Annotated in this window: 21 protein-coding genes; 14 read left to right on the top strand and 7 right to left on the bottom strand. The window is 50.1% G+C overall.

The features are described 5' to 3' along the window. Positions 1–4 precede the first annotated feature (4 nt). From Q8O77_RS01840 to Q8O77_RS01820, 5 genes are all read left to right on the top strand, one after another. Entirely contained in the window at positions 5–364 is a 360-nt protein-coding gene (locus Q8O77_RS01840; protein WP_305551084.1) for an MmcQ/YjbR family DNA-binding protein, read from the top strand. Between the two features lie 90 nt (positions 365–454). Continuing rightward, positions 455–706, top strand: coding sequence for an antitoxin (locus Q8O77_RS01835; protein ID WP_068235604.1), 252 nt, complete (start codon positions 455–457; stop codon positions 704–706). After that, positions 703–1,107, top strand: coding sequence for a type II toxin-antitoxin system VapC family toxin (locus Q8O77_RS01830; RefSeq protein WP_305551079.1), 405 nt, complete (start codon positions 703–705; stop codon positions 1,105–1,107). The genes Q8O77_RS01835 and Q8O77_RS01830 overlap by 4 nt, the downstream gene beginning before the upstream one ends. Continuing rightward, positions 1,104–2,297, top strand: coding sequence for a beta-ketothiolase BktB (gene bktB, locus Q8O77_RS01825; RefSeq protein WP_305551077.1), 1,194 nt, complete (start codon positions 1,104–1,106; stop codon positions 2,295–2,297). The genes Q8O77_RS01830 and bktB overlap by 4 nt, the downstream gene beginning before the upstream one ends. Before the next feature lie 62 nt (positions 2,298–2,359). Continuing rightward, the gene (locus Q8O77_RS01820; RefSeq protein ID WP_305551075.1) at positions 2,360–2,983 is read left to right on the top strand and encodes a DUF1287 domain-containing protein; all 624 of its coding nucleotides are present in this window, start codon (positions 2,360–2,362) and stop codon (positions 2,981–2,983) included. 4 nt (positions 2,984–2,987) lie between these two features. Here Q8O77_RS01820 and Q8O77_RS01815 read toward each other — a convergent pair whose 3' ends face one another. From Q8O77_RS01815 to Q8O77_RS01805, 3 genes are all read right to left on the bottom strand, one after another. After that, on the bottom strand, positions 2,988–3,632 hold the full coding sequence (locus tag Q8O77_RS01815) for a DsbA family oxidoreductase (protein ID WP_305551073.1): 645 nt from the start codon (positions 3,630–3,632) through the stop codon (positions 2,988–2,990). Continuing rightward, entirely contained in the window at positions 3,629–4,249 is a 621-nt protein-coding gene (locus Q8O77_RS01810; RefSeq protein ID WP_305551071.1) for a thiol:disulfide interchange protein DsbA/DsbL, read from the bottom strand. Before Q8O77_RS01810 ends, Q8O77_RS01815 begins: the two co-directional genes overlap by 4 nt. A gap of 82 nt (positions 4,250–4,331) precedes the next feature. Then, positions 4,332–5,201, bottom strand: coding sequence for a LysR family transcriptional regulator (locus tag Q8O77_RS01805; RefSeq protein ID WP_305551069.1), 870 nt, complete (start codon positions 5,199–5,201; stop codon positions 4,332–4,334). 300 nt (positions 5,202–5,501) lie between these two features. On the opposite strand from Q8O77_RS01805, the gene Q8O77_RS01800 reads away from it, so the two are divergent. The 3 genes from Q8O77_RS01800 to Q8O77_RS01790 all read left to right on the top strand — a co-directional run bounded on the left by Q8O77_RS01800 (position 5,502) and on the right by Q8O77_RS01790 (position 8,292). After that, on the top strand, positions 5,502–6,614 hold the full coding sequence (locus Q8O77_RS01800) for an S-(hydroxymethyl)glutathione dehydrogenase/class III alcohol dehydrogenase (protein WP_305551692.1): 1,113 nt from the start codon (positions 5,502–5,504) through the stop codon (positions 6,612–6,614). Between the two features lie 151 nt (positions 6,615–6,765). Further along, positions 6,766–7,617 carry an S-formylglutathione hydrolase gene (gene fghA / locus Q8O77_RS01795; RefSeq protein ID WP_305551067.1) on the top strand — a complete coding sequence of 284 codons (852 nt, stop codon included), beginning with the start codon at positions 6,766–6,768 and terminating at the stop codon, positions 7,615–7,617. Between the two features lie 261 nt (positions 7,618–7,878). After that, entirely contained in the window at positions 7,879–8,292 is a 414-nt protein-coding gene (locus tag Q8O77_RS01790; protein ID WP_305551065.1) for an HIT family protein, read from the top strand. Positions 8,293–8,328: 36 nt separating this feature from the next. Here the strand turns inward: Q8O77_RS01790 and Q8O77_RS01785 are convergent, their stop codons facing one another. Beyond that, entirely contained in the window at positions 8,329–8,721 is a 393-nt protein-coding gene (locus Q8O77_RS01785) for a VOC family protein (RefSeq protein ID WP_371133430.1), read from the bottom strand. 154 nt (positions 8,722–8,875) lie between these two features. Between Q8O77_RS01785 and Q8O77_RS01780 the strand changes: the two genes are divergently transcribed. Then, on the top strand, positions 8,876–10,849 hold the full coding sequence (locus tag Q8O77_RS01780; protein ID WP_305551063.1) for a bifunctional UDP-sugar hydrolase/5'-nucleotidase: 1,974 nt from the start codon (positions 8,876–8,878) through the stop codon (positions 10,847–10,849). A 32-nt stretch (positions 10,850–10,881) separates the two neighbouring features. Here the strand turns inward: Q8O77_RS01780 and Q8O77_RS01775 are convergent, their stop codons facing one another. Further along, positions 10,882–11,310, bottom strand: coding sequence for an Lrp/AsnC family transcriptional regulator (locus Q8O77_RS01775; protein WP_305551062.1), 429 nt, complete (start codon positions 11,308–11,310; stop codon positions 10,882–10,884). A gap of 167 nt (positions 11,311–11,477) precedes the next feature. On the opposite strand from Q8O77_RS01775, the gene Q8O77_RS01770 reads away from it, so the two are divergent. The 5 genes from Q8O77_RS01770 to Q8O77_RS01750 all read left to right on the top strand — a co-directional run bounded on the left by Q8O77_RS01770 (position 11,478) and on the right by Q8O77_RS01750 (position 16,997). Beyond that, positions 11,478–12,683, top strand: coding sequence for an aspartate aminotransferase family protein (locus Q8O77_RS01770; RefSeq protein WP_305551061.1), 1,206 nt, complete (start codon positions 11,478–11,480; stop codon positions 12,681–12,683). Between the two features lie 3 nt (positions 12,684–12,686). Beyond that, the gene (gene astA, locus Q8O77_RS01765) at positions 12,687–13,715 is read left to right on the top strand and encodes an arginine N-succinyltransferase (protein WP_305551060.1); all 1,029 of its coding nucleotides are present in this window, start codon (positions 12,687–12,689) and stop codon (positions 13,713–13,715) included. 44 nt (positions 13,716–13,759) lie between these two features. Beyond that, positions 13,760–14,563, top strand: coding sequence for a DUF1338 domain-containing protein (locus tag Q8O77_RS01760; RefSeq protein ID WP_305551058.1), 804 nt, complete (start codon positions 13,760–13,762; stop codon positions 14,561–14,563). Between the two features lie 137 nt (positions 14,564–14,700). Further along, positions 14,701–15,474: a transporter substrate-binding domain-containing protein gene (locus tag Q8O77_RS01755; protein ID WP_305551057.1), complete on the top strand. Its 774-nt coding sequence runs from the start codon at positions 14,701–14,703 to the stop codon at positions 15,472–15,474. Positions 15,475–15,503: 29 nt separating this feature from the next. After that, positions 15,504–16,997: a VCBS repeat-containing protein gene (locus Q8O77_RS01750; protein ID WP_305551056.1), complete on the top strand. Its 1,494-nt coding sequence runs from the start codon at positions 15,504–15,506 to the stop codon at positions 16,995–16,997. On the opposite strand, the gene Q8O77_RS01745 is transcribed toward Q8O77_RS01750, so the two are convergent. Both Q8O77_RS01745 and Q8O77_RS01740 read right to left on the bottom strand, forming a co-directional pair. After that, positions 16,987–17,343, bottom strand: coding sequence for a P-II family nitrogen regulator (locus tag Q8O77_RS01745; RefSeq protein WP_305551055.1), 357 nt, complete (start codon positions 17,341–17,343; stop codon positions 16,987–16,989). The two genes, Q8O77_RS01750 and Q8O77_RS01745, sit on opposite strands and share 11 nt — an antisense overlap. After that, entirely contained in the window at positions 17,340–18,821 is a 1,482-nt protein-coding gene (locus Q8O77_RS01740) for a DUF1538 domain-containing protein (RefSeq protein ID WP_305551054.1), read from the bottom strand. The genes Q8O77_RS01745 and Q8O77_RS01740 overlap by 4 nt, the downstream gene beginning before the upstream one ends. Between the last annotated feature and the right edge of the window lie 31 nt (positions 18,822–18,852).

The following is an 18,852-nucleotide window of genomic DNA, read 5'->3' as shown; positions in this document are numbered from 1 at the left end:
ATTAATGGCGTTCGACTTTCAACAATGCCGTGATCACTGCCTGATGCAACTGCAAAGCATCGAGGATTTCCCGTTTGGCCCGGATATCTATGTTTATAAAGTAGGCAAAATATTCGCTATTTTAAGCGAGAAAGATGGCGTAGCCCGGGTCAACCTGAAGTGTGACCCGGCTGAAGCTTTGATGCTGCGTGATATATTTCCTGCGATTACTCCCGGTTACCATATGAATAAACAGCACTGGAACACCGTGTTGCTGGATGGCAGCGTGCCGGAGAACGAAATAAAGCGCCAGATTGAAAACTCGTATCAGCTGATTGTAAAAAGCCTGCCGAAAGCAAAAAGGCCAGCGCTACATCCAAACTAAGTCACTTGAATAGTTTGTCTTGCTCTACCTTGACAAGATTGCAGTCCACTACCAAAATACATACACATTTGTGTGTACATCGAGGTGGCTATGTCTGCGGTAAGTCGTGTGTTTATGAATGGTAACAGTCAGGCTGTGAGGATCCCGCAGGAATTTCGCCTGGATACTAACACTGTTGAAATAAGCCGTAATGAGCAGGGTGATTTGGTGATCCACCCGTTACCACCAAAACGCGGTGAGGCTTTAATGGCTGCACTGGATGGGTTCGATGCTGACTTTGTTGCAGAACTAGAAGCAGAATATCGTGCTCAGCCTTTGATGCAAGATAGGGAGGAGTTGTGATCTATTTGCTGGATACCAATATTCTTATCTATTTGCTAAAAAATAATCCGCCTTCAGTTGCTGCCCACATCGACACTTTGCCGGCAGATACACAATTAAGAATGTCATTTTTTACCTATGCCGAGCTACTTAAAGGTGCACAGAACAGTAATAGAACTGCTGAGGTTATGCGAAAGCTGGCAGTACTGATCAGGCAAATTCCGGTTCTATATCAATCTTCTGCTTCACTTTGTCTTCATTACGCTGAGCAATTTAATCGCTTAAAATCAGCTGGCACACCTATAGGGGCTAATGATTTATGGATAGCCAGCCACGCACTGGCTGAAGACGCCATACTGGTGACAAACAATACACGGGAGTTTTATCGCGTGACGGGGTTGAGGGTGGAAAACTGGGTATGAACTTAACGGACATAGTAATTTTAGCCGGCGCCCGTACGGCAATCGGCAGCTTTGGTGGTAGTTTGGCAGCATTAAGCCCTGCACAACTGGGCACTGCGGTGGCAAAAGCAGCGATCAGCCGCTCCGGTGTGGTAGCAACAGATGTCGACCATGCGGTTTTTGGCCATATTATTACCACCGGCGCAGAGGACGCCTATTTAGCCAGGCATATAGCGCTCAGCAGCGGTATGGCAGCCAGTTCTGCCGCCTTTAATGTTAACCGTTTATGTGGCTCAGCTGTGCAGTCGGTGATATCAGCCGCACAGTTAATTCAGCTGGGGCAAAGCACACTTGCCCTGGCCGGCGGCGCTGAGAGCATGAGTAACGGTGCCTATTTACTGCCCAATGTGCGCCGCGGTTTAAAAATGGGCCATGCTGCTATCACGGATTTAACCCTGGGTATTTTGACCGACCCGTTTGGCAGCGGTCATATGGGCCTGACGGCGGAAACCATCGCTGCACAATATGGTTTTAGTCGCGCTGATTTAGATGCCTTTGCTGCACAAAGCCATCAGCGTGCCGCTATGGCACAACAACAGGGGTATTTTGCTGAGCAAATTGTGCCGGTAACGGTAAAAGCCGGTCGCACAGAATACGTATTTGACCGTGATGAACATATCCGTGCTGATACCAGTGTTGAAAGCTTAGCCAAACTTAAACCTGCTTTTAAGGCTGATGGAATCGTCACGGCCGGTAATGCCTCGGGTTTAAATGATGGCGCGGCGGCCATGCTGTTAACCAGCCGGTTTGAGGCGGAAAAACGCGGTCTTAAGCCCAAAGCGCGTATACTGGGTTATGCCTTTGCCGGCGTGGAGCCCGGCGTAATGGGCTTGGGGCCGATACCGGCGGTGCAGCAGGTGTTAGCGCAAACCGGTTTAACTGTAGCCGATATTGATGTGATTGAGTTGAACGAGGCTTTTGCGGCGCAGGCGATGGCGGTAAGCCAAACGCTGGGCTTTGACAACGCTAAAGTTAACCCCAATGGCGGCGCTATCGCACTGGGCCATCCGGTGGGGGCAACCGGTTCGGTATTAATTATTAAATTATTGGCGGAACTGGAGCGTGTCGCCGGGCGTTATGGCCTGGTGACAATGTGCATCGGAGGCGGCCAGGGTATAGCCTTGTTGCTGGAATCTTTAGCGCAGCGCTAAGGAACTTTAACGCGGCTGGCGCGCCTTATGCCAGAGTTTGATGGCGTTGCAAGGAGCAATTTATGCCGGTTTTCCTGTTACCCCGCTTGTTAACATCTACCTTAGCGCTGGTGCTGTGGTTAGTGCCGCAACATAGCATTGCAGACACCTTTAGCGATAGGCTGGTGGCGGCGGCGCTGGAACGCACTCAGCACCAGGTGCGCTACGATGGCCGCTATCTGCGTATTGCTTACCCCGGTGGTGATGTACCGGCGGATATCGGTGTCTGTACTGACGTGGTGATCCGCAGTTACCGCGCGCTGGGCATTGATTTGCAGCAGTTGGTGCATGAGGATATGCAGGCTGATTTTGACTTATATCCGTCAAAACGGATTTGGGGTTTAACCAAGCCTGACAGCAATATCGATCATAGGCGCGTACCTAACCTGCAAACCTTTTTCAGCCGCCATGGCGAACGTTTGCCAATTAGCCGCTTGGGTAGTGATTACCAGCCGGGCGACCTGGTTACCTGGCTGCTACCTGGCAATTTGCCGCATATCGGTATAGTGACAGATAAACGCTCAGCTGACGACCAACGGCCGTTGATAGTGCACAATATCGGCGCTGGGCCGGTACTGGCCGATATGTTGTTTGCCTATAAAATTACCGGCCATTATCGCTTTAATCCCGGCGCTGACGCTCAGTAGCTGTTTAAGCCATTTCGTCGGCAATTTGCTGCAGGCTGGCAGCCAGTTGGGCCGGTTCCTGTGCGCCTGAGATCAGGTAGCGGTTATTAATAATAAAGGCCGGTACCGATGAAATACCGGCTTGCTGATAGTTAGCAATATCTTCTCTGACGATATCGCTGAAATCATCGCTGGCTAAAATACGCTGAGCTTCGGTTTTATCCAGCCCGGCCTGTTCAGCGCAGTTGGCTAACACTTCAGCATTGGACACATCTTTGGCCTCACCAAAATAGGCGTCAAACAACGCCAGCTTCATCGCGCTGGCTTTGTTCTGTGTGGCGGCCCATTTCACCAAGCGGTGGCCGTCAAAAGTATTGCAGGTGAAACGCTGCTGCATCTTAGTAAAATTAAGCCCTAAATCTGCAGCTATTTGCATCATATTGGCTTGTGCTGCGCGCATTTCATCTTCGCTGCGGCCATATTTGCGGCTCAGCGCCGGCAAAATAGGTTCTTGCGCCGCGTTTTTATCCGGGTTCAGCTCAAACGCGTGCCACTCCAGTTCTGTTTTCAATTCCGGTAGGGTGCTAAGTGCTTGCTGCAGCCTGGCGTAACCGATAGCACACCAGGGGCAGGCGATATCTGAAACCAAATCAATTTTCAGTGTTGTCATTCGGCTGCCGCTCCTTGCTCTAAGGTCAGTAAATAATTAACCAGCGCATTAAACTGCTGCTGGGATGATACGGCGCTGATTTTGACCAGGTATTTATCGTTAACAATAAAGCTGGGTACTGAGCGGATACCGGCATCAAGGATGGTCTGGTCGTATTGCGCAACCAGGCTGTTTACCGGCATGCTGTTAAAGTTGGTGTCAAATTGTTCGGCGTTAACCCCCAGCTGGTTAAATAATTGCTTTAACCCATTGCGGTTTTGCGGCGGTTTGCGCTGCTGATGAATTTGCGCGAACAGCGCAGTTGAAAAGTGCTCTGCCACCTTTAATGTCTCGGCCATTGCATGGGCGCGCTGTACGTCCGGCGCTAAATGCCCGCCATGAAAGGCTACCGGCACTTTTTGCAAGGTTACACCCTCGGGCAGAGCTTGCTTTAACTCCGCTACTACCGGCTCAAAGTTATAACAAAACGGGCAGTAGTAAGAAAAATACTCTACAACGCCTGGCGTATCAGATACTGCAGTATTTAATGTTTGGTAATGCTCACCGTCTTTAAAGCTGTCATTGGCGTAGCTAACACTGGCCAGCAGCAGGGTAAAAGCACAAAGCAGGTATTTCATAGTGTGTCCAAAGTTATAGTTAATGTTAAAACGCTATCACAGCATAGATTTTGTACCAAGCCACCTTGCTGTGAAAACCTGATTAATTAAGCTTAGCGGCAAGGTAATCGACCAGTACCCGCACTTTAGCCGACAAATGCCGGTTTTGCGGATAAATGGCCCAAATGCCGTCATCCGGCTGGCGTAGCTTGTTCAGCACGGCTACCAGTTCACCGCTTTGCAGTTTATCGCCGACATAGTAATCCGGCAGCTGTACCAGGCCTAAACCTTTTAGTGCGGCATCCAACAAGGCTACGCCGCTGTTGCAAACAATACGGCCCTGTGGCTTAAACTGGACCACTTTGCCCTGTTGCATAAAACGCCATTGCGCCACGGTGCCGGTTAAACACTGATGCTGCGTAAGATCTGTCAGGTTTAATGGCGTGCCGTGCTTTGCCAAATAAGCGGGGGAGGCTACTACATACTGAGTGCGGCTTGCCAGTTTACGGGCGATCAGGCTGGAGCTTTCCAGCGTGCCTAAGCGGATGGCTAAATCAAAGCCGCCCTGGACTAAATCCAGCTTGTTATTGGTTAGCTGCAAGTCGAGTTCGGTGTCGGGATATAGCTGCATAAAGTCATGCAGCAGCGGTGCAATGCGGGTTTCGCCGTAGAATACCGGCGCGGTAAGCTTAATTTGGCCGCGTGGCGTGGCTTTTAAGTTAGCCAAAGTGCGGTTGGCTTCTTCCAGGCTGGCAACCAAATGCCGGCAGTGCTGTAAATACAGTAGGCCTTCTTCGGTTAAGCTGACACTGCGCGTACTGCGATACAGCAGTTTTATCGCCAAACTGGCCTCAAGTTCGGCAATATTGCGGCTAACCTGAGCTACCGAGATACCTAATTGCTTTGCGGCTTTGGTAAAGCTTTGCAGCTCTGCTACCGCGACAAACTCACTAATGCCAATCCAATGTTTCAATAGAGTCTTCTTCTGCGTAAAAAGGCTGCTTGCGTGATGTTGCAACTCAAGGCAGCGGTTAGAACCCCGTTCTGGTTGCCACAGAGTGTCTGAGCGAGCGCGCCAGCGTGAGTGAGTTGCTGTGGCAAGCCAGGGCGGGTGTTGTAACGCAAGCTGCCGGCACTCATATTTTGCATATACGAAAAACTGATTTGCATTTTAGTGCTATTCATACTGATATGGCAAAAATAAAAATCAGGTTACACTTGCTGGTAACAGATTTTTGCCTGTGCAAACAACAAAAAGGATAAATTGATGCAAATGATCAAAACACGCGCCGCGGTTGCCTGGGGCCCGGGCCAGCCATTATCGATTGAAGAAGTGGATTTAATGCCACCACAAAAAGGCGAAGTGTTGGTAAAGATTATTGCCACCGGCGTGTGTCACACCGATGCTTTTACGCTGTCTGGTGAAGATCCTGAAGGCATTTTCCCGGCTATTTTAGGCCATGAAGGTGGCGGTATTGTTGAAGCTGTAGGCGAGGGTGTAACCTCGGTTGCAGTGGGCGATCATGTTATTCCACTGTATACCCCGGAATGCGGTAAATGTAAGTTCTGTTTATCCGGTAAAACCAACCTGTGCCAGGCTATTCGCGCTACTCAGGGCAAAGGCTTAATGCCGGATGGCACCACGCGTTTCTCCAAAGACGGCAAGCCGATTTATCACTATATGGGCACCTCAACCTTTTCGGAGTACACCGTGCTGCCGGAGATTTCGCTGGCCAAAATTAATAAAGCAGCGCCGCTGGAGAAAGTGTGCTTGCTCGGCTGTGGCGTTACCACCGGTATGGGCGCGGTAATGAATACCGCCAAGGTAAAAGAGGGCGATACGGTTGCGGTATTTGGCTTGGGTGGTATTGGTTTGTCTGCCATTATTGGTGCGGTAATGGCCAAAGCCAGCCGTATTATCGCTATTGATATTAACGAAAGTAAGTTTGATATTGCCACCAAGCTTGGCGCTACCGACGTTATTAACCCGAAAAAATTTGATAAGCCAATTCAGGACGTTATCGTTGAAATGACCGACGGCGGGGTAGACTTCTCGTTTGAGTGTATCGGTAATGTCAACGTGATGCGCTCGGCGCTGGAATGCTGCCATAAAGGCTGGGGTGAATCAGTAATTATCGGTGTAGCCGGTGCCGGCCAGGAAATTTCGACCCGGCCGTTTCAGCTGGTTACCGGTCGTGTTTGGCGCGGTACTGCTTTTGGTGGCGTAAAAGGCCGCACTGAGTTGCCGGATTATGTTGAGCGCTATTTAAACGGTGAGTTTGAGCTGGATACTTTTATTACCCATACCATGCCGCTGGAACGGATCAATGAAGCTTTTGATTTGATGCATGAGGGTAAGTCGATTCGGACGGTGATTCATTTTTAATTTTGTATCTTCCCGGGTCAGGACGGATTACAACACCCGCCCTGGCTCGCCACAGCAACTCGCCCTAATGCCTACGGCAGGGCTCAGACACTCTGTGGCGACCAGAACGGGGTTCTAATCCTCTTTGGTCGTCAGTGGCAGGAACCCAACTATGACAACTTCAGCATTAACCAAAGTTAGTGAACAACGTTGCTTTGGTGGCAAACAAATTCGTTTTACTCATGCATCCACTGTGCTTAGCTGCGATATGCAGTTCTCAGTGTTTTTACCGCCGCAAGCAGACAAACAAGCTGTGCCTGCGCTGTATTGGTTATCGGGCTTAACCTGTACTGATGAAAACTTTTCTGCCAAAGCCGGCGCGCAACGTATTGCTGCAGAGTTGGGCATAGCGCTGATTATGCCGGATACCAGCCCGCGCGGCGATGGCGTGCCGGATGATGCAGATGGCGCTTACGACTTTGGCCTGGGCGCAGGCTTCTATGTTAACGCCACGCGCGAGCCATTCGCTCAGCATTACCGCATGTACGACTATATCGTCAGTGAATTACCGCAGCTGTTGGAAGCTGAGCTGCCGGTGTCGGATAAACGGGCTATCAGCGGTCATTCTATGGGCGGCCATGGCGCTTTAGTGATTGGCCTGCGTAACCCGCAGCGCTATAGCAGTATGTCGGCGTTTTCACCGATTTGTAACCCGGTAAATTGCCCTTGGGGTATTAAAGCTTTTAGTGGTTATTTGGGCGATGATAAAAGCCAGTGGCAGCAATATGATGCATCTGTATTGTTAGCTGCAGCGCAAGATCCGCTGCCGCTATTGGTTGATCAAGGTACGGCCGACAGTTTTTATCCTGAGCAGTTGCGCACCGACAGTTTAATCGCCTCAGCAGCGCAAAGTGCTGCACAAGCTGACATCCGGCTGCAACCGGGCTATGACCACAGCTACTACTTTATCGCCAGCTTTATTGAACAGCATCTGCGTTTTCATGCACGGTATTTGTGCAGTTAAAACGCTTTGCTGCAACACCCGCCTTGGCTCGCCACAGCAACTATGTCGGGCTATCCTGCTCGACACCAGAGGCCAGCTGAAGCTGTTCAAATTCGTTCCAGACGAATTTGTCGCCAGCTGCGGCAGGGCTCAGACACTCTGTGGCGACCAAAACGGGGTTCCAGCCCGCGTTTACCAGTCCATCTGTTATATCAAAAGCTGGTTTTATGTCATCAGATGCTGGCATACTTGGTCGCATAAGCCTGCCTAAAGGAGAACTGCATGAGCTACGATAACAACAATATTTTTGCCAAAATTCTGCGCGACGAAATCCCCAGCTTTAAAGTGTATGAAGATGACTACACCCTGGCCTTTATGGATATTATGCCGCAGGCCGACGGCCATACGCTGGTGATCCCCAAATTTGCTGCTGAAACCCTGCTGGATATTCCGGCGGATGAGCTTACCCACACCATGACCACAGTGCAAAAAGTGATGTCGGCGCTTAAATCTATGCTTGGCGTTGAAGGGGTAGTGCTAATGCAGTTAAACGGCACAGCAGCAGGGCAGACTGTACCGCATTTGCATTTTCATCTGATCCCGGAGCACTTGAGTAAATTATCCGGCCATGGTGCGGCGATGGGCGATATGGAAAAAATAAAAGCCCTGGCAGAGAAAATCAGCGCAGCGCTTTAATGCTGTCAGCCGGCCAATAAACAGTCGCCGGCCTAATTAACTGCGCCGTTGCAGTAAATCCCATTTATTGCCGTATAAGTCTTCAAACACCACGACAGTAGCATAAGCTTCCTGGCGTGGTGCCTCGTGAAATATCACACCGGCCTGTTGCATCGCATTGTAATCCCGCCAAAAATCATCGGTTTGCAAAAACAGCCATACCCGGCCACCGGCCTGATCGCCCACAGCGGATTGCTGTTTTTCATTGCCGGCTTTGGCCAACAGCAAAGCCGTGCCGCTGTTATGTCTTGGCGCAACCTGCACCCAGCGTTTACCGCCACCCATAGCGGTATCTTCCAGTAAATCAAAACCGAGTTTGCCGGTGTAAAAGGCAATAGCCTCGTCGTAGTCTGCTACCAGCAGGGCCACATTAGCGATAGCCGCCATCAATAAACCTCGTCTGTTCTTGTTGCCGGCGATCCTGCCAGCCGCTGCCTAGATAAACAAGCCGCAACAGCGGTTTTCACTTGAGCTTGCTGCAGTTTGTGCTTAAGGTAGCGGCCTGTATCCGTATTTCTTGCTCCGCAACCCGGGTTTGCCGTTTATGCGATTTACCTCTTCAATGCTTGTCTGTGCACTGCTATTGGCTGGCTGCGGTTCAGTGCCGCCGGCACAACCTGGCTTAAGTTTAAGCCTTATTCACATTAACGATACCCACTCGCAGTTTGATGCCAGCCCGGCCAGCGTTAAAGATGCTGCCGGCAAGCCGCTGTACAGCTATATTGGCGGTCATCCGCGCTTGTTAACTCAGGCGCAGCAGCTGCGTGCCCAAGCGGCACAAGCAGGCGTGCCGGCGCTGTTTTTACACGGTGGTGATGCTTTTAAAGGCAGCGCTTATTTTGAGCTGTTTGAGCAGCGCATTAATATTGATGTACTTAACCGGATGAATATCGATGCGATGGCGCTGGGCAACCATGAGTTTGATATAGGTTTAGTCAAGCTGGCCGACTTTGTCGACAAGGTAAATTTCCCTGTTGTAGCCGCCAATGTTGATACGCAAGCCGAGCCGCTGCTGGCCGGCAGCCGCAATTTAAAACCTTATAGCTTATTCGCGGTGCAGGGTAATCAACTGACAGCCATTGCCGATATTAACCAAGCGGCAGGGCGTGAAGTGCTGGCGGTGTTTGGCCTGGCGCTGGAGGATATGCGCGCCATAGCACCCGATACCGGTGCCGTGGTGTTTAACAATGAAATTCAAAGCGCACAGCAAACCGTAGATGCGTTAACAGCACTGGGTGTGCAACATATTATCGCGCTGACGCATTTGGGCCACCAGCGCGATCTGGCGCTGGCCGGCGCGGTGAATGGTATCGATGCCATCGTTGGTGGCCATTCGCACAGCCTGTTGGGCGATTTTCGCCACTGGTACTTAGGCAACCAGCGGCCTTATGCCGAAATGGTGACTAACCCGGATGGCAAAGGCCAAACCTGCGTAGTGCAGGCCGGGCAGTTTGCGCAGGCCGTTGGCCAGGCTAAGCTGCAGTTTAACTCTTCCGGTGAGCTGCTAAGCTGTGCCGGGCAAAATACTTTGCTGGCAAGTACGGATTATTTCAGCTCTGCACTGCGCGATAAATCAAGCCGCATCAGCGCAGATAAGCAAACACAGACTGAGCATTATATAGCCAGCCTGCCGCGTACGGCCATTGTGGCGGAAGATAAAGCGCTGCGCAGCTTGCTGGATACAGCATACTTACCGGCCGTGCAACAGGCCTATGGCAAAGTAATAAGCACCACAGATGCAGAAATACCCCATGTACGGCTACCGGGCTCCGGTGGCAGCAACAGCCATGGCTCAGTGTTGGCAGGGTATATTGCCGACGCTCTATTGCACTACGTTAACCGCGCTGAGGTGCAAAGCCTGATGAAACGCCCGGTGCAACTGGCGCTGATTGGCGCCGGTAATATTCGTGCTGCACTGCCAGCCGGTGAAGTACGCGAGGGCAATATTCGCCTTGAAGTGCTGCCGTTTGATACACCGCTTAGCGTGCTCAGCATTAGCGGGGTAGAGCTACGCGCGCTACTGACAGATATTATCAGCCAGTCTGTAGTAACCGGCGCCCACACCGGCAAGTTTCCTTACGTTAGTGGTATACGTTATGTGGCAAAGCAAACCGGGCCCGGTACCGCAGAACTAACCAGGTTGGATATAAAACAGGAAGGAAGCTGGCAAGCGGTTGAGCCGCAACAGCGTTATAGTTTGGTTACTACCAGCTATTTGGCTGATGGCAACGACGGCTGGCAGCTGTTGCAACAATTACAGGCGGAACATAGCAACAGGTTGGATATTATTTTGCGCCGGCAACAAGTGGCGCTGTATCCGGTAAAGCGGGTAGAGGCCACACAAGACAGTAGCGGAGCCCGATCTTTCCGCGCCCGTTATCACAATGTTGCGGCATTGCCGTGTAAAAGCGACGGCGTAGATTGCAAAGTGGCCGCGCAGGCGTTTATTGAATATCTGCAAGCTACACCCGATCTATGGCAGCAACAGCGTGAGCCTGCTGTGACGCTACAACGGTGAGTTTTTTCCGGCAGCTTTCGCTGCCGTCAGATTCAGCGCTTAAACTTGGTTTCTAAAATAACCGATGAGTTAGTGCGCTCTACGCCGTCTAAATTGCCGATATCATCCAGAATATGGCTAAGTTGCTCGGTGCTTTGTGCCTGCACTATGGCGATAAGATCGTACTCGCCGCTGATGGCGTAGAGTGCGGAAACTTGCGCAATTTGCTTGAGCTCAACGTTAGTTTTGGCAGTGAGCTTTTGCCGTACTTTAATGCTGACATGTGCTGATACCAGCGAGGCCAGGTAATCCTCACCATAATCGACGGAATAGCCTTTAATCACGCCGCTTTGCTCCAGCTTAGCGATACGGGTTTGTACGGTAGAACGGGACAAATCCAGCATCCTTGCCAGGTCGGAAATACTGGCACGGGCATTGTGCTTCAGTACTGCTAACAGCTTTTCTTCTTCCATGCTTATCATTTTGACAACCTTACCCGTTAAATTGCAGCTTTGATTCGATAAATTGATGATAATGATACTGCAATGTGACGAGCCAGAGCAATATAATAAGGTTAAATTTATTCTCAGCCAGCTACCATTTATATTGATAAAGGCAGGCAGTCTCTACAGCAACAGTGAGGTAGTTTATGCAGGTTTCAAGAAGCTTATTTGATGACGTAATGGTGCCAAACTATGCACCGTCCAAAATTATTCCGGTAAAAGGCGAAGGCTCACGGGTGTGGGATCAAAACGGTACCGAGTTTATCGATTTTGCCGGCGGTATCGCGGTAAATTGCCTTGGCCATTGCCACCCGGCTTTGGTTACAGCGTTAAAAGATCAAGCCGACAAATTGTGGCATTTATCTAACGTTATGACCAATGAACCTGCGCTGCTGCTGGCAAAAGCACTGGTGGATGCTACCTTCGCCGAAAAAGTCTACTTTGCTAACTCCGGCGCCGAAGCAAACGAGGCGGCACTGAAGCTGGCGCGCCGCTATGCCAAAGATAAATACGGCGAGCAGAAAAACCAGATTATTGCTTTTAAACAAGGCTTCCATGGCCGTACTTTCTTTACGGTAACCGTAGGTGGTCAGCCGGCGTATTCAGATGGTTTTGGCCCGAAGCCGGAAGCCATAGTACACGGCGAATTTAACAACCTGGACAGCGTAAAAGCGCTGATTAACGCCAATACCTGTGCGGTAATGGTTGAGCCGGTGCAGGGCGAGGGCGGTGTAATGCCTGCCACTGCTGAGTTTATTAAAGGTGTACGCGAGCTGTGTGATGCACACAATGCGCTACTGATTTTTGATGAAGTACAAACCGGCGTAGGCCGCACCGGCGAGCTGTATGCCTATATGGGCTATGGCGTAACGCCGGATATTCTGACTACAGCCAAAGCACTGGGCGGCGGTTTTCCGATTGGCGCCATGTTAACTACCACTGACATTGCCAAACACTTGGTAGTAGGCACGCACGGCTCGACTTACGGCGGGAACCCGCTGGCCTGTGCCGTTGCTTTAGCGGCAGTTAACACAGTAAATACACCGGCAGTGCTAAATGGCGTTAAAGCTAAAGCGCAGCTGTTTAAAGATGGTCTGAACGCCATTAATGAAAAGTATCATGTGTTCAGCGAAGTGCGCGGTGCCGGTTTATTAATTGGTGCTGTGTTAAACAGCGACTATGCCGGTAAAGCGCGTGACTTTATGTTAGCGGCCGCCGATCAGGGCTTAATGGCACTGGTTGCCGGTACCAGCGTAGTGCGCTTTGCACCGTCACTGGTAATCAGTGACGCTGAGATCACCGAAGGCTTAGCGCGTTTTGAGCGTGCTGTAGCCCAAATAGTGCAGGCTTAAGCTATGTTAGTGATCCGGCCGATAACGGCAGCAGATTTCGCGGCGTTAAAACAGATCGCTATAGAATCCGGTGCCGGTTTTACTTCTTTGCCGGTTAATGATGAGCGCTTAAAGCAGAAAATTGCCCATGCCGAGCACAGCTTTGCCGCTGAAGTAGAAGGGCCCGGTGATCAAGGTTACTTATTTGTACTGGAAGATACCCAAACGGGTGAAATTGTCGGTACAACCGGTATTGAAGCTGCCGTGGGCTTAAGCACTCCGCTGTATCACTTTCAGCAAAATACCGTTATTCACCACAGCGCTGAGTTAAATGTATTTAACCAGTTAAAAACCCTGACACTGTGTAACGACTACACCGGCGCGTCGGAAATTTGTACGCTGTTTTTGCGTGAAAGCTACCGGCGTAACCATGCCGGCCGGTTTTTATCCAAAGTGCGGTTTTTGTTTATGGCAGAGTACCCACAACGTTTTAGCGACAGAGTAATAGCTGAAATGCGTGGCGCGGCCGACAGTGATGGCCAGCCGCCCTTTTGGCACTGGCTGCAACAGCTGTTTTTAACTATCGATTTCCCTACCGCCGATCACTTGATTGGTGTGGGTAAAAAAGCCTTTATTGCCGAGCTGATGCCGCGCCATCCTATCTATGTTGGTTTACTGCCACAGGCCGCGCAGGATGTAATAGGCCAGGTGCATCAAAATACCAAGCCGGCACTGAAAATGCTGGAAAGCGAAGGCTTTAATCATCGTGGTTATATTGATTTGTTTGACGCCGGGCCAACGGTAGAGGCACGGTTAAACCAAATTAAATCGGTGGCGGCCAGTAAGAAAGTAAAAATTAAAATTGCACAGGTGCAGGGCGAGCAAACTCTGGCGGTGGCCAATACCGAATTGCAGCAATTTCGCGCCAGCTTCGGTAAAAACGCAAAGTTTGATGCAGATCAGCAGCTGTTGCTGCTAAGCGCGGAATTTGCCGATACACTGCGCCTGCACGATGGCGATATGGCAAGATTTATAGTGTTAGATAAGGCCTGAGTGCCAAACAAGTATTAACCGGTAAATGTTAAGGCGGATTAAATATGCATACTGATGTAAAAGCGTTGTTTGCCAACCTGTGGCAAGACTATGTAGCGGTGACTCCTTCTGCCAAACAAGTACACCAGTTACTCGGCAGTTCGCAACAAGATGATGTAATAAATGATCATATCGCGCTGCGTACCTTTAACCTTGAAAAGGTTGGCCTGGAAAAGCTGGCTGCGCACTTTAAAGCGCTGGGCTATGAAGAGTGCGGTGAGTACCATTTTGAGGCGAAAAAACTGTACGCCAAGCATTATGAGCACCCGGATCGTACTTTACCAAAGGTATTTATCTCTGAGCTGCTGTTAGATAAGTGCTCGGCTTATCTGCGCGACACTATTACCGCGTTGGTTGAACAAATACCCTCTGAAGCGATAACCGCGGATAACTTTCTCTATAGCGGCACGCACTGGCAGGTAAGCCAGGCGACCTACGAGAAGTTGCTGACAGAAAGTGAATACGCAGCCTGGGTTTCTGCCTGGGGTTATCGTGCCAACCACTTCACTGTAAGTGTGAATGACTTGCAAAGCTTTGGCACCCTTGAGCAGGTAAACAGTGCGCTGAAAGACGCCGGCTTTTTACTTAACACCTCAGGTGGCGAAATTAAAGGCACGCCGCAGGTGTACCTGGAGCAGTCTTCTACATTAGCGGACTTGCATCCGGTGCAGTTCAGCGATGCAGTTGCCACCATCCCAAGCTGCTTTTATGAGTTTGCCCGCCGTTACCCTATGACTAACGGCTTGCTGTACACCGGTTTTGTTGCCGCTTCAGCTGACAAAATTTTTGAGAGCACTAATGCCCGGTAACTGTAATTAAGGGGTGTTAAAGCGGTAGCTCAAACCCGGGCCGGCGATTTGCCGGCCTTTTTTATGCGGCTTAGCAGCAGCTTGCTGCATAGCGGCTGCAACGCTATAGTGAAGTTAATTGTTAACAGGAGCGTAAGATGATGCGGTTTTCCGGCACAGTCAGCCTGTTACTGTTAGCTGCGTTGATGTTTAGTGCAGCAGCACATGCGCAGCATAGCCTTTGCCAACTTAGTGTTAGGCTGGAGTCAGAGCAGCAAAGCACGGCTGCAGGCTTACACAACGATACCCGCACGTCACAACAATCTTATGCCTTACTTAATGCACTGCTGGCCAAAGCCGGATGCCAGTTAAGACCCCAGGCATTTCCGGCAGGACGGGCGATCAAAATGCTGGAAGATGGCTCCTTGAGTATTATGGTGGGCATGTCAAAAACGGCAGAGCGGGCTGCGTTCAGCTATTTTGTCGGGCCGCATCATGTAGAGCGCATGGTGGTAGTGGGTCAGCGTGAGATGCAACACAATGTCAGTGATCTGTTTCAATTATTAAGCTGGCCCGGGCTGATTTCTGTAACAGAAGGCGCTTATTACGGGCCGAAATGGCAACAATTGCTGCAGCAGGAACAAGCGTTGCAACAACGCTTGTTCTATGCCTCGGGTAACCAACAGAAATTGGCGATGCTGGCGTCAAACCGGGTGGTGGCAACCTTGGAAGATGAAACTATTGTCGATGAACTACTGTTGCAACAAGAGCTGGCGCTGCGTTATGTAAAGTTGTTTGTGCTGCACGAGAACCCGGTTTATTTTGCTATCAGCCGCAAGGCAGTATCAAAAGAGCAGTATTTGCAGTTGCAACAACACTGGCTGCAAATGCAGCATAGCGGAGAAGCAGACAAGATCCGGCAAAAGTTTTAACCGGCAATGCAGCGCAATGAACCAAAAGTGTGTATGGTTCGTTAACTCTGTTCAGCGAATTTACCGGGGATGTATTTGTCGTGAAGTCAGTTGCCTGTCATTTATTATTGCTGTTAGCCAGCTTTGCCGCAGCAGCTGACAATGAGCTGAAAAAAATCAGCCTGCCGCACCCGCCCAATGGCGACATGCTGTTGCTGGCCGAGCGCAAACAACTGCTTGTGTCCGGTTACAGCCAGTTTTCCCGCTGGCTTAGTCTGATTGACCTAACCGATTACAGTAGCCGGATGTTGCCGGTGCCGGATGATGCACAGTTTTTCAGCTCTGCTATTTTAGCCGGCCAACAAGGACGGCAACTGGTGTTTCTCGGTTTGGGCGGCGTTAGCCGGTTAAGTGAAGATGGCAGCTATGCGCAGCGTATTGTTGCTTCAGATTCGTTGTATCGGGTGTTGGACCAAAACCGGTTACGTAGCGCTGAGTTTGTTATAGAGCTTGGCTCTGGTCTCAGTGATTTTTTAATTGCTGATTTTCAGCACACACATTTATATCGCCAGCAGGCGGACGGCAGTTTCAACCACTATGCGTTGCAAATTCCTGCGCTGATGCAAAGCTGGCGCAGCAGCCCCGATTATACGCCGCGTAAACACTATATTGTTGATGTTAATCTGGATACAAAGCCGGATCTGTTGTTTGTCTGGCAAGGCAAACTTCAGGTGTTTTTGCAGCAAGCTGATGGCAGCTTTGGTACTGAGCCTGTAATCATGGACTGGCCGGTAGTGCTGTCTACCGAGCAAGAGGCTGATCAGCGTAATGATGCCGGGCGCAGTTACAATGGCCAGAATATTGATACCTTGCGCGATATTACCGACATTGACGGCGATGCTGTGCCTGATCTGGTGATAAACCGCGAACAACTGGCCGATGCATTAGAGCGTAATAACAGCTTTCGTATTCATTTTGGCCGCAGCACTGAGCAGGGGATTAGCTTCAGCGCTGAGCCTGATACCTTTATTACCACCGACACTTCGCCAATAGACGTCGTAATAGATGATTTTAACAGTGACGGCCGCAAGGATTTTTACATTCCCAGCACCCATTTTGGCGTGGGTACCATAATCCGTGTGTTGTTGCGTGGCAGTGCTAACCTGGATATTGATTTTTATTTATTAAATGAAAAACGCCAATATCCGCAAAAGGCCGATTTTCGCCAGCAAGCCACTATTGATGTCAGCATAGGTAACTTTCGCTACGATATGCCGCTGTTTCAGTTAGCTGATGTACAAGGCGATGGCCATAAAACACTATTGGTAGGTGAGGGGCGCACTGAGCTCAGAAGCTATGCGCCGGACAGCAAACGTTTATTCAGCCGCCGTAGCAGCCGCACAAAAATGGATCTGCCCCGTGATGCGCGTAAGGCTCGGGTCATGGATTTAACCGGCAATGACAAAGACGACCTGGTGTTGCCATTTGATAGCCAAGAGGCTGAAAACTTACGCAATCAGCTGCATTTATTGCTTAGCTATTAGTGCTGCTGTGCATCAACCGTTGTTCAAATTGTTCCAACTGGCTTAAGTCTATGCCTTTAAGATGCTCTATCGGCAGGCTAAACGCCAAACCACGTGAGTCGCCATCTGTTACCAGCAGGTTATGCATAGCAGCTAAAACTGGTTCAGCCAGACTTTTGGCGACCACCATCAGTAATACAGACTGGCTGCCCTCGAACGTCATACCGAAAAAAGTTTTTTTAGTTTTAGCGCCAATACCGCGGCCATTTAGCAGGGTAATACCAGCGGCTCCTGCTTGTTGCGCTGCGTCTATGGCGTATTGCTCCAGTTCTTCCGGGGTAATAGCTACTACGATAGAAAATTTCATGTTTGTACACTCCTGCGTGGATTTACATATTCAACCACTATGGCATACAGCATAACGGTGATAATGGGAAATATAGAAGCAAAGGCGATAAGACCAAAGCCATCAATTAATACATTACGCCCTTCAATAGACGTTGCCAGGCCAATGCCCAACGCGGTAACCAGCGGCACGGTTACCTCTGAGGTAGTTACACCGCCAAGATCAAAAGCCAGTGCGGTGATATAACGCGGTGAGAATGCTGTCAACAGTACAACTATGGCGTACCCGGCCATAATGTAATAGTGGATAGAATCACCGCTGATAATACGGTATACGCCAACAGTTATACCGACAGCGACACCCACAGCCACAATCAGCCGGATCACCGAACCTTTTAGTTTGCCCGGCGAGGCATGTTCGGCTTGTTCACCAATGGCAATTAATGCCGGTTCGGCCATGGTAGTGGCAAAGCCAATCATAAAGGCAAACAGTAAAATCAGGCTATTGTAGTTTTTGGTAATAAGTTGCTCGGCCATCAGGCTGCCGACCGGAAACAAACCCAGTTTTAGCCCCAACACAAAAGCATAAAGCCCCAACAGCACCATACTAAATCCGACGACGACTTTTATCGGATTAGCCAGTGGCCGGCGTAACACCAAATATTGAAACACCAGCACCACCAAAATCATCGGCAGAATATCTTTAACCATCGTAGCTAAATCGATAATGGCTTTGAGTAACCAGAATATTGGCGCGACGGTGCCGGCGTTGCTGACAACAGCGGCAGCACTACTGAAGTTATATACCCAAATGCCATACAACTGCACGCTGATCATCGGCACCATTACTGCTAATGCAACCAAGCCAAAACCGTCGGTCAGCGCATTACGGCCTTTAATTGAACTGGCAAGGCCCAGTCCCAGTGCTGCAATCAGTGGCACGGTAACGATATTGGTAGTAACGCCGCCGGAGTCATAAGCCAGGCCAACAATTTCTGCAGGAGCAAAAAAAGTAACAGCCAGTACCAGCACATAGCCGCCAATCATCAGCCAGTGAATAGGCCAACCCAGTATAATGCGCAGCACACCCAGCGACATTACGGCACCAACCGAACAGGCTACAATCAGCCGCAGTGTTAAGCCATCAACCCGGCCTTCACTGATCAGTTGTGCTTGCTGCGCTACCGCTATTAATGCCGGCTCAGCCACCACAGCGGCAAAGCCAATAGCAAAACCAAACAGCAGTAACAACGGCAAAGAGCCTTTGCGGGCAAATTGGTTGGCCAGGTTTTTACCCACCGGAAAAATACTCAGTTCAAGTCCAAGCAGAAACAGTGCTATACCAACAGCAACAATCAGCAAGCCAATAACAATAGTGAAAGGCTCAGGTGGCAGGGTTTGAAAAATAGCCAGTTGAAAAAACAGTACCACTGTCACAATGGGCAGCAGATTTTTCAGTGCATGCAGAAACTGATAAAAAAATTGCTGCAGTAACAGCACCGTAACTCCATAACATTTTATCAAACGATAT

Origin of the sequence: Rheinheimera sp. (assembly GCF_030690345.1) — a bacterium.
GTDB lineage: Bacteria > Pseudomonadota > Gammaproteobacteria > Enterobacterales > Alteromonadaceae > Alishewanella.
This window is presented reverse-complemented; position numbering and strand designations above follow the sequence as displayed.